This is a genomic window from Muribaculum sp. (genome assembly GCF_029051885.1).
Lineage (GTDB): Bacteria > Bacteroidota > Bacteroidia > Bacteroidales > Muribaculaceae > Muribaculum.
Genome location: NZ_JAIDKI010000020.1, coordinates 1 through 11,753, shown reverse-complemented (window position 1 = coordinate 11,753; position 11,753 = coordinate 1). Strand labels below are relative to the sequence as shown.

8 protein-coding genes and 1 tRNA gene are annotated in these 11,753 nt (G+C 55.4%); 8 read left to right on the top strand and 1 reads right to left on the bottom strand.

Annotated elements, in window-relative coordinates:
• Positions 1-220: 220 nt before the first annotated feature.
• Positions 221-1,039, top strand: coding sequence for a glycogen/starch synthase (locus K2I50_RS00765; protein ID WP_301024345.1), 819 nt, complete (start codon positions 221-223; stop codon positions 1,037-1,039).
• Between the two features lie 23 nt (positions 1,040-1,062).
• Positions 1,063-2,481 (top strand): DUF4270 family protein, encoded by a 1,419-nt coding sequence (bamH, locus tag K2I50_RS00760; RefSeq protein ID WP_301024344.1) that lies wholly within the window; start codon positions 1,063-1,065, stop codon positions 2,479-2,481.
• Between the two features lie 1,315 nt (positions 2,482-3,796).
• Here bamH and K2I50_RS00755 read toward each other — a convergent pair.
• Positions 3,797-3,869 (bottom strand) — tRNA-Glu (locus K2I50_RS00755).
• A gap of 296 nt (positions 3,870-4,165) precedes the next feature.
• Between K2I50_RS00755 and K2I50_RS00750 the strand changes: the two genes are divergently transcribed.
• From K2I50_RS00750 to K2I50_RS00725, 6 genes are all read left to right on the top strand, one after another.
• A complete protein-coding gene (locus tag K2I50_RS00750) occupies positions 4,166-6,640 on the top strand; it encodes a hypothetical protein (RefSeq protein ID WP_301024343.1) in 2,475 nt (824 codons plus the stop codon).
• A 7-nt stretch (positions 6,641-6,647) separates the two neighbouring features.
• Positions 6,648-8,531: a terminase large subunit gene (locus K2I50_RS00745; RefSeq protein WP_301024342.1), complete on the top strand. Its 1,884-nt coding sequence runs from the start codon at positions 6,648-6,650 to the stop codon at positions 8,529-8,531.
• A 263-nt stretch (positions 8,532-8,794) separates the two neighbouring features.
• Positions 8,795-9,025 carry a 4Fe-4S dicluster domain-containing protein gene (locus tag K2I50_RS00740; RefSeq protein WP_301024341.1) on the top strand — a complete coding sequence of 77 codons (231 nt, stop codon included), beginning with the start codon at positions 8,795-8,797 and terminating at the stop codon, positions 9,023-9,025.
• A gap of 35 nt (positions 9,026-9,060) precedes the next feature.
• Positions 9,061-10,146, top strand: coding sequence for a 3-methyl-2-oxobutanoate dehydrogenase subunit VorB (gene vorB, locus K2I50_RS00735; protein ID WP_301024340.1), 1,086 nt, complete (start codon positions 9,061-9,063; stop codon positions 10,144-10,146).
• A gap of 3 nt (positions 10,147-10,149) precedes the next feature.
• The gene (locus K2I50_RS00730) at positions 10,150-10,920 is read left to right on the top strand and encodes a thiamine pyrophosphate-dependent enzyme (protein ID WP_301024339.1); all 771 of its coding nucleotides are present in this window, start codon (positions 10,150-10,152) and stop codon (positions 10,918-10,920) included.
• A gap of 12 nt (positions 10,921-10,932) precedes the next feature.
• The gene (locus K2I50_RS00725) at positions 10,933-11,472 is read left to right on the top strand and encodes a 2-oxoacid:ferredoxin oxidoreductase subunit gamma family protein (protein WP_301024338.1); all 540 of its coding nucleotides are present in this window, start codon (positions 10,933-10,935) and stop codon (positions 11,470-11,472) included.
• Positions 11,473-11,753 lie beyond the last annotated feature (281 nt).

The following is an 11,753-nucleotide window of genomic DNA, read 5'->3' as shown; positions in this document are numbered from 1 at the left end:
CCCTCATCACAAGCGAAAATATGCTCGACGATTGACCGCCCTGACGGTAACATTTATTATTAAACAAGCTCTAAACAAGCTCTTAACCCTACTGCTATGTTATTAACATTTTGTAATCCTCAATCCCGTCGTTCGTCGTAATTTGACGTCTATTTGCTCTCCCGTTAGTGATTATTTCAGAAAAAAACACTACCTTTGCATCCAAATTTTTCACACTGATATGGATTTAAAGAAGGTATTATACATCTCGCAGGAGATTTCACCCTACGTCCCTGCCTCCGACTTAGCCGACAAGAGCCGCGATCTCGCTCAGGGCATCCAGGAAAAAGGGTTCGAGGTGAGAACATTCATGCCTAAGTACGGCCTGATAAAAGAGCGCCGCAACCAGCTCCACGAAGTCATACGCCTCTCAGGCCTGAATATCGAGATTGACAATTCCGACCATCCACTCATAATCAAGGTTGCAACCCTGCTCCCCACTCGCATGCAGGTATACTTCATCGACAATGAAGATTACTTCCTGCGCACACAGACTGCCCCGGATCTTGAGATACGACTCTCGCCCGAGGACAACGACGAACGCTCGATGTTCTTCGTACGCGGTGTGGTAGAGACAGTCAAGAAACTGCGCTGGGACCCCGGATTCGTACACTGTATCGGATGGATTTCTGCCCTATCGCCGATGTACCTGCAACGCATATTCGCCGACGACCCCACATTCGCCGGCTCAAAAATCATCTACTCGCTCTTCAGCGACAAATTTGAAGGCACACTCGACCCGCGTTTTGCCGAAAAACTGCTGCTCGAAGGATTCTCAAAAGAAGACATCGCGTCGATTGCCGACAAACCCGTCGACTGGATAGCCCTCAACAAGCTCGCTATCGACTATTCCGACGCAGTGGCCCAGTCATCGCCCGACATCGACCCCGAGATTCTCGACTACATCGAAAAGTCAGGCAAGCCGTTCCTCCCGTTCTCAGAGACCGACACCGCCGATCGCGCCAACCGCTTCGCCGAATTCTACAGATCTCTTCAGTAGCAGCATATACCCCCAATCCTTATATGAAATACTCAAGGCTCATACCCCTTGCCGCCATATCATCGCTCGCCTTCCTGGCATGCGAAGAAGGCTCTTCCATCGGATCGTCAATCGTAAGCGACCAGGTGGAAATCGTCATCGACTCGGCATTTACCGTCACAGGCCACTCTGTGCCTGTCGAAAGTGTCGTGTCACGATCTGAATATCAGTTGCTCGGAAGCATCGATGCCAAGGGTTACGGATATCTCGCCACCGACTTCGCCAGCGGATTCATGCCGTCAAACAAACTCACCACAGGCCATGGCATGGGGCCTGAGAATGTCGACTCGATACGCCTCGCCATGGTGATGCGCAAAGGCGACATGGTAGGCGACTCCGTAATACCCCTCGGCCTTGAGGTGTTCCGCCTTACAAAGCCGCTACCGTCGTCAGGACTGACATCCGACACATCGGTCGACTCCTATTACGACCCCTCGGCTCCGATTGCATCCACCGTCTACAACGCTACCGTTGTCGGACTCCCCGACAGCATCGCGGCCGACTATACCTACTCGAGCTCCACTACCGACGAAGCCCGTGTGGTATATGTAAAACTCCCGCAGCAGCTCGGTCAGGACTTCTACCGCAAGTATCTGTCGACCGACGGCCCTGCGCTATTCAACGACCCCGACGCCTTCCAGCAATGGTTCCCCGGACTGTATGTAAAAAACACCTACGGCTCAGGACGCATCATGCGCTTTGAAAATTCGGCCGTATACCTCTACCTCTCCTACAAGGGCACAACCGACGCCGGCAACGACACCACCTACCGGTTTATCGACTCATTCCTCGCAATCACACCCGAGGTCGTGCTCAACAACCACATCTCACAGCGCCTGAGTCCCGAAATACAGACCCTGGCCTCACAGGAACCCATCGCCGTAGGCCCTATCGGATACGACACCGAAATCCAGCTCCCCATAAAGAAAATTGTGGAAAGCTACCGCAAGCAATCCGGCAACAACAACGTAATCAACAATCTCACGTTCCACGTTCCGGCCTCTGCCATAGCCAACGAATACGACATCAATCCGCCCGCCAACATTCTCCTCGTGAAGAAAGACAAACGCACGGAATTCTTCAAGGAAAACAAGCTCACGGACAATACCACATCGTTCTACGCCACATACAACTCGACCACAAAGATGTATAGCTTCACCAACATGCGTCAGTTTGTGATCGATGCCATCGAGAAAGACGATGAAGGCACCCTCACTGATGCCGACGGAGAGTATGTGCTCACCCCAATCAACCTCGTTACCGAGACCGTATCCAACGGCTACTACTCGACAACAGAAATCGTGATTGCCATCACACCCTATGTCGACACTCCGGCGATGGTCAAGTTCGACCTCACCAAGACACATCTCTACCTCACATTCTCCAAGCAGACAATGCATTGATTTCCGCCACACAGTCGACACGACACCGTGGCAGCAAAGTCTACCCCCAATCAACAACATTCCCAAAAAACGACACACCCTTTTCAACAACATTCCCCCTTCAACAACATTCCCCCTTTCGATAGAAAACAGCCCGGCATCCCCGGGCTGTTTTCATATCACCCCCTTCCCCTCACTCCCCAAATTTTAGCATCATCAACTCCCGCGTAGCGCATAGCCCCTTTGGGGGCGTCCACAACGTTAGCCTATGGCAAAAGCCGCGTTAGCGGTTTGCAGCCATAGGTCTTCAGCCACACCCCTTTGTGCCCGGCATAGCCCGGCGACTACCATAAACCAAACTGGAGGAATTAGCAAAGATACGTGCCGCCGGGCTACGCCAGGCATACAAGATGGATGGCACATCACCCCACCCTGCGAACCGCTAACGCGGCTCTTGGGTGGGGCTAACGTTGTAGACGCCCCCAAAGGGGCTATGCGCTAACGCGGGGAGTTGCTAACGAAAAATCACATCCAAAGACACACAAATGAAGACTACGAAAATTGCACAAATCCTGACCAAAACAAATTAGGGCTACGAAAAATGCATAAATCTTGACTAAAAAAATTAGGACACGAAAATTGCATAAATCTTGACTAAAAAAAATAGAGACCATAGGACAACGCGGAAATATTGACTGAAACAAACGGGAGACGATGACAACTCCCGCGTAGCGCACAGCCCCTTTGGGGGCGTCCACAACGTTAGCCTATGGCAAAAGCCGCGTTAGCGGTTTGCAGCCATAGGTCTTCAGCCAACATCCCCTCGTGCCCGGCGTAGCCCGGCGACTAAAAATAAACCCAAGGGTGATGGAATTGGCGAGGATATTGAACTACATCCCGACCACATCCCAAACCATCACCAACCATCACCAACCACATCCCGAACACACCTCAAATCACATCATCAACTCCCGCGTAGCGCACAGCCCCTTTGGGGGCGTCCACAACGTTAGCCTATGGCAAAAGCCGCGTTAGCGGTTTGCAGCCATAGGTCTTCTGCCAACACCCCTTTGTGCCCGGCGTAGCCCGGCGACTAAAAATAAACCCAAGGGTGATGGAATTGGCGGCGACACAAACATAAATCAAAAAAATGTGCTGACGTTAAAAAATCCACCTACATCCACTATATGCACACCTCCACGCCTATTACGCCCACCAATCCCCAAATGTCCAACCTGCCACATTCCAAAAATTTTTGGCACCGCGCCACAACGACTATAAAAATTCCGGACACAAAAAAAAGCGGTCCACTCATAGAGTGAACCGCTTGGGTGAGTAGTGAATCCGGGAATCGAACCCGGGTCTCCACCGTGAGAGGGTGGCGTGCTAGGCCACTACACTAAATCACCATTTTGTTTCGCTGTTAGCTTGTTGCTTTCAACACTGCAAAGGTACGCACTTTTTCTCATTCTCCAAATTTTTCAGCAAAAAAAATTCACAAAAATCGCATTTTTTTCTCGCGCCCAATAAAATCGCATTTAATACATGTTAAAATGCCCGATAAATTTGCAAACAACATTGTATACATAGTAAATTTGCATCAACAAAAAAAACACACAGCAGCATCCACCACAATGATGCCTGCGACAACCGGCATACAGAATGCCAGAAATCAACATCGACACCATCTTAATCACTTCACATTATGAAAAAACACACCGTAAGGGCCACACTGCCCTATCCTGACACCGACCGGTGTTCCGTACAAAACCTCCGACGCCCCATTATGGGCATCTCCTTGCGCCCGGTATCACCACCGACACGCCTATGCCGCGAGTCGGGCACACCGATAGCATCATGGACAGCACCCGACGGCACTGTCACATGCCTCTTCCAGTCCGACTCGCTTGCCCTGTGGGCACTCCCCGCATCCGGAGGCACACCCTTGAGCGTAGGCACACTACCCGAAAAAGCCACCACAGCCGTAGCCGATACCGCCGGAATCCACATTTTCACCCCTGCCGGAGTATATACGGCCGCTCCCGACGGAGAAGGCCGATGGAGTCTGTCACCGGCCTATGGCGACTATCCCCCTGTAGCAATATACCCTGCCGAACCACGCACACACACCGCCGCCACTCCGCATCTCACTCTCAAGGGCGACTATACATCATGGACCGGAGCGATGGACAAGACCGACATTGCCATGCTCAGCAACAGCGTGATGGCAGCTCTCGCCGAAGCCACATCGGCCGCCGTGGCCGACCGATGCGCCGCAGCCCCGATACTCGCATGGTATCGTCTGCGCGACGCCGCCGGACGCGAACTCTTCCGCTCCACACCCGTGTTGGTGACTCCCGGCGGCATACAAGGCCCCGAGCATGTCGACGTCAGTGTATCCGTATCATCAGGCTCCTACCGCCATGTACAGCCGGCTTCGATAAGCGTCACAGGGTTCAGAATCGGACTACGCCTGTGCGACACCGACCTGCCGCCTGAGCAATCACGCCGGGCCACCGTGCTCGAGCTAATGACGGCTCCGCCGGCCGACCTCGTCGACTACGCATCGACCCCTTATGTGACACGCCTCGGACACACAGCCACCGAGGGACAACTGCGCGTCGCCATACCACGACTGACGGCACAGAAATCGCTTATTCCGGCCATGCTCGACCGCCTGAATGAAGTGTCGGAGATTGCCGCAGTAATCCACGACCCCTTCAATCCCGACGGGCAGCTCTGCTCATCAGGCATTATCGCCGACATACCCGTGGATTTCAACCCCGGAAACACCGCAAAATTCCTCCGCAACGAATTGGCGCCCACTACAGCATCACAGGCCACGACGTCGATACTGCGTGAGGTGTCACTCCCCCACACATTCACCGCCTCAGTGGCCACTGTCGCCGGCGACATCGCCGCCTACGCCGGCATAACCCCGATACACACCCTCCCGATGCCGCTAAACTCGGCATGGATTGCCGGAAAAAGCTACGGTCCGTGGCAAGCCAAAGTATGCGTAAGCCTGCTAAACTCCATGGGCCAGACCGAACGCCTCTGCGCCGAATCGACAGGCGTTGGCCAGATTCCCGAAGCCCTGCTGCCCATGCTATCCTACCCCCATCCCGGAGCATTCAGAATCGACATAGAGCTGTCAGCCGGCGGACGCACGCTCGCAAGCTCATTCCCGCTCACCACTACCCCGGCCTCAGCAGCAGCCTGCTACGTCGCGCCATCGCTGCATCCGATACCCCTCTCGTCGTTCAGCGAGGCGCCATCGCCCATGAGGGCCGTCACCGAACGCAAGCCCGTATGCCACAAATCATCGGTGGTGGTAGCCAACACCGCCTCGCCGCTCACCCCCGCCGGCTCTGCCACCATCGGCTCTGCCGTCGTCACAGCCATCACCGAGGCACCGCGCTCAACCTCCGGTATCGCCTTCGGACGCCGCCACCTCTATGTATTCACCCTGGCCGGCATCCACACAGTAAGCGTCAGCTCCTCCATGCAGATGGCCGCATCGGTTATCTCGTCGGAGGGTGTCGGCTCAGCCGAGGCGGTAGCCGTAGGGCCCGAGGGAGTATACGCAGCCACCCCCTCAGGCGTGATATGCCTCAACGGCACACGCTCCACACCCATACATCCGGCCCGATTCAAGGCCATCGCCTGGTCGCCCGCATATCGCGAACTTTGGTGTCTGCCCGCCGACGGCGCAGCAAAGCCGCGTACGGTGATAATCGACCGCCACGGACACACATATACACGCACCGACATAGTCCCGAGAGCATTCTGCCAGGCTTCCCACTCGCTGTTCATAGCCGGCTCGTCGGGATTCTACGACGCCTCCGTCGAACATGCCGACCCCGACAAACCTATTGCCGTATCGTGGCGCATGCGCATATGCATTGACGGCGACACCGTGCCGCGCATCCGCGCCCTCACAGCCATGGTTGCCGCCAATGAAGCTGATATGGCAATCGACCTGCTCGGCGACAATGGCTCGGAAAAGGCCCACAGGTTTGCCGGACTCGCGGTAGCCGGATGCATAGCCGCACCTCTCTATCTGCCGGTGATGGCCCATCCCCACCGCTATGTCACGATATCGCTCTCCGGAAGTGTATCGCCCGACGCAAGAATCACTTCATTCCTCCTGGAGACAGGAAAATTCCTCCTTTTTTAACAATCATATGGAAAACATCACCGATATCCTTGCAGAAAACGCCCGACGCACAGCCGCCATGCAAGCACCCTACAATCCGCTTACAGGCCAAGGGAGCCCACTCACCCGCGTCGCGGCCATCGACCCCAAAGGCACGCCATGCCACATACCGGCGCCCATGGCCGACGACCCTGCGTTTCTCACCGTCACCCGCGACTACCATGCATGGTGCATGCTCCGGTTCTCCCACGACTTTGAGTTCTGGGCCGCCACATGCGTAAAAATCAAAGACAAACTGTCGGGACGCGACATACCCTTCCTGCTCAACCGCCCGCAGCGGCGGGTGCTTGCCGTGCTCGAGGAGATGCGCATCGCCCGGCGCCCCATACGACTAATCATGCTCAAGGCTCGCCAATGGGGCGGATCTACCCTCATACAGATGTATATGGCGTGGATGCAGTGTGTCCACCACCGCAACTGGCACTCCCTGATATGCGCCCACGTGAAGGACACCGCCGCGACCATACGGGGCATGTATACAAAGATGCTCTCATGCTACCCCGATGAATTCTGGCCCGACGACTCGCCCCACGACTTCCGTCCGTTCGAGCGCTCGGTCAACACCCGCGTGATTACCGGGCGCGACTGCCGGGTGACAGTAGGCTCGTCGGAGGGACAGGAGGCCGTGCGCGGAGCCGACTACGCAATGGCCCATCTGAGCGAGGTGGCCTTCTGGAAGGACTCCCCTTCGCAGTCGCCCGAAGGATTCATACGCGCTATATGCGGAGGCATAGTACGCCGCCCCGACACACTGATTGCGCTTGAAAGCACGGCCAACGGCGTAGGCAACTACTTCCACTCCGAATGGCTGCGCTCCGAAGCCGGACGCAGCGACAAGGCCGCAGTGTTTGTGCCGTGGTATGAAATCGACATATACACCGCCGACGTCGCCGACCCCGAGGCGCTATGGCGGTCGATGTCCGACTACGAGCGATGGCTGTGGAGCCTCGGTTGCACACTCGGCCAGATACAATGGTATCGCGAGAAACTGAGCGAATACCCATCCGCCCATCTCATGCAGGCCGAATTCCCATCTTCAGCCACAGAAGCCTTCGCAAACACCGGAAGCGGAGTATTCGCCCCGCCCCTCATCGACACCCTGCGTGCAGCATGCTCCGACACCTACGAGCTGGGCGAACTCTCTACGGCATCACCGCTGCTGCCTGGCGCAATGACCGTCAACGGATTCGTGGCCGACCCTTGCGGATGCCTGAAAGTATGGTCAAGGCCGCGCCACGGCATCGACCGCTACGTGGTGGCCGTCGACATTGGCGGACGCACCGACCGTGCCGATTTCTCCGTGATAGCCGTCATCGACCGCTTCCCGACGGATGGCCGCCCGGAAATCGCGGCCCAGTGGAGAGGTCACATCGACCACGACCTGCTTACCGCCAAGGCGGCAGCAATTGCATCATGGTACGGCAACGCCCTGCTGGTCGTGGAGAGTAATTCTCTTGAAAGCCAGTCGACTCCCGACACCGACAATGCCCTTATACTGCTGTCGGAACTCAACCGCCACTACCCTAACCTCTACCGCCGCCGGGCACTCGACTCGGCCACACACTCGCTGGCCAACCGTGTCGGATTTCACACCAACCGCCAGACCAAGGCCCTGGTGATAGGCCACCTGATAAGCCTCGTGCGCGACGGTGCCTACATAGAGCGCGACTCCGAGGCCTGCAACGAACTGGCCGTATACGAGCGCGACCCCTCGGGAAGATACGCCGCACGCCACGGATGTCACGACGACATTCTCATGACCCGTGCCATAGGCCTGTGGGTGGCATCACAGATGCCGCCGCCCGCCGATCTGTCAGACATAGCTTTTCATCGACCGAAACGCATACGCTGAACGCATGTTTTCCTTTCACACTAACAATCTCGACCGATACGCCCCGCCACGACTACAATTCATCACCACAACTCACGACATATGAATCAATTTCCTCAACATCTGTTTTTTTGGCACATTTTACCCCGCGGTGTGCCATAGGTTAAGTATATGTTAAAATATATTTACCATCCGATTATTTAATTATATTTGCTGTCGGAAAAGCTGCTTATGCTTTACAACATCACTCCACATCACACATTACTAATATAACTTACACCGATATGGCAAAAGTATTTGGAGCAGTGGTAATCGACACTGACCGTTGCAAGGGATGCAATCTCTGCGTGGTGGCATGTCCGAAAGATGTGCTGTCTCTCCAGGGCAAAGAGGTTAACGACCGTGGTTACCACTTTGCATACACCAATCGTCCCGCCGATTGCATCGGGTGTGCCAACTGTGCCGTGGTGTGTCCCGACGGATGCATTGAGGTATATCGTGCCCTCGAGAAATAGTATCCCATCATGTTGAATTTTGACTATACACATTTATGAGCGAAGAAGTTAGACTGATGAAGGGTAACGAAGCCCTCGCACATGCCGCTATCAGGTATGGCGCCGACGGATACTTCGGATATCCGATAACACCACAGAGCGAGGTACTGGAGACCCTTGAGGAACTGATGCCGTGGGACACCACAGGCATGGTAGTGCTCCAGGCCGAAAGCGAGGTAGCAGCCATCAACATGGTATACGGCGGAGCCGCCTGCGGCAAAGCCGTGTTCACATCGTCATCATCGCCCGGTGTGTCGCTTAAGCAGGAAGGCATAAGCTATATAGCCGCAGGCGAACTCCCCGCACTCATAATCAACGTGATGCGCGGCGGCCCCGGACTCGGCACCATACAGCCCTCACAGGCCGACTATTTCCAGACCACCAAGGGTGGAGGACACGGCGACTACCGCCTGATTACACTTGCTCCCGCCACCGTGCAGGAGATGGCCGACTTCGTGGCACTCGGATTTGACCTCGCCTTCAAATACCGCACTCCGGCCATAATACTCGCCGACGGAATTGTCGGACAGATGATGGAGAAGGTTGTGCTCCCTCCGCAGCGCCCGAGGCGCACACCCGAAGAGATTGCCGAACAGTGCCCGTGGGCCATTACAGGAAAGCCGGCCTCAAGAGGACGCAACATCATGACCACCCTCGAGCTGATGCCCCAGGCAATGGAGGAAATCAATATCCGCCTCCAGGAAAAATACCGCGTGATTGAGGAAAACGAAATAAGATTTGCCACATACGGCATCGACGACTGCGACTACCTCATCGTAGCCTTCGGCTCGATAGCCCGCATATCGCAAAAAGCAATCGAGATGGCCCGCGAACAGGGCATAAAGATAGGCATCATACGTCCGATTACACTCTGGCCGTTCCCGTCGGCCGAGATAGAGCGACTCGCCGCAAAGGTAAAAGGCATAATGGTGGTAGAGCTCAACGCCGGACAGATGATCGAGGACGTGCGCCTCGCATGCCACGACTCGGTGCCCGTATACCACTTCGGACGCCTCGGCGGAATCGTGCCCAACCCTCAGGAAATCCTCGACGCATTCTTCAACCATTTCCCACAGAACTGACATATGGAACTCAACGATATCATAAAGGAAGAAAACCGAGTATACTCGCGCCCGTCGCTCCTGACCGAAGAGACCATGCACTACTGCCCTGGATGCAGCCACGGAGTAGTACATAAACTTGTGGCTGAAATCGTAGAAGAGCTCGGCCTCCAGGATAAGACCATAGGCATAGCACCGGTAGGATGTGCCGTATTCGCATACCGGTACATCGATATCGACTGGATAGAGGCAGCCCACGGACGTGCCCCGGCGGTAGCCACTGCCGTCAAGCGCCTCAGCCCCGACAAAATGGTATTCACATACCAGGGCGACGGCGACCTCGCCGCCATAGGCACATGCGAGACTATACATGCAGCCAACCGTGGCGAAAACATCGTGATAATATTCATCAACAACGGCATATACGGCATGACCGGCGGACAGATGGCCCCGACCACGCTCGAAGGCATGGTGACATCAACCACACCCTACGGACGCCGCACCGACCTCAACGGCCACCCGCTCAACATCACACCGCTGCTCGCGCTACTGCCGGGCACATGCTATGTCACCCGCCAGGCCGTACACACACCAGCCGCAGTGCGCAAGGCAAAGACTGCCCTGCGCAAAGCCTTCGCAGCAGCCATGGACGGACGCGGCACATCGGTAGTGGAAGTAGTCAGCACCTGCAACTCCGGATGGAAAATGTCGCCCGAAAAGTCTAATGAGTGGATGGAGCAGAACATGCTGCCCGCATATCCTCTCGGCGATTTAAAAAACACCCTCGACCAATAAACCCCACTAAGCATGAAAGAAGAAATCATCATATCAGGATTCGGCGGACAGGGAGTACTCTCGATGGGAAAGATACTCGCCTACGCCGGACTTATGAACGATCTGGAAGTGACATGGATGCCTGCCTACGGTCCGGAACAGCGCGGAGGCACTGCCAACGTCACCGTAATCCTCAGCGACACCCCCATCAGCTCGCCGGTGCTCGACACCTACGACACCGCCGTAGTGCTCAACCAGCAGAGCCTCGACAAATTCGAGCCTAAAATCAAGCCCGGCGGACTCCTCATATACGATGCCTACGGCATACACCGCCGCCCGGTGCGCACCGACATCATCGTACGCGAGATACCGGCGATGGACGCAGCCGTAGAGATGGGCAACTCCAAGACATACAACATGATAGTGCTTGGTGCCATTCTCGGCATGAAGCCGGTGGTCGATGTCGACGCCGTGTTGCGCGGACTTAAAAAGACACTTCCCGAGCGACACCACCACCTGCTCCCCCTCAACGAGCAGGCCATCCGACGTGGCATAGACCTCGTCAAAAATTAAGAAACTGTTTAAAATTCATACTACTTTGCTTTTGAGAGTCTTGTCGGCGTCTTTTCGTTTGTTCTTCGGTCATGTAGCTACTGCTACACTCCCTCATCACAAGCAAAAATCCATCTGACAATCCTTCTCAAAATCGGTATCATATAAATTTAAACAGTTTCTTAGACCACGTTCCACAATATTCGGGCTCCATCCACAACCCGACGCGTTAGCGCATAGCCCCTTTGGGGGCGTCCACAACGTTAGCCTATGGCAAGAGCCGCGTTAGCGGTTCGCAGCCA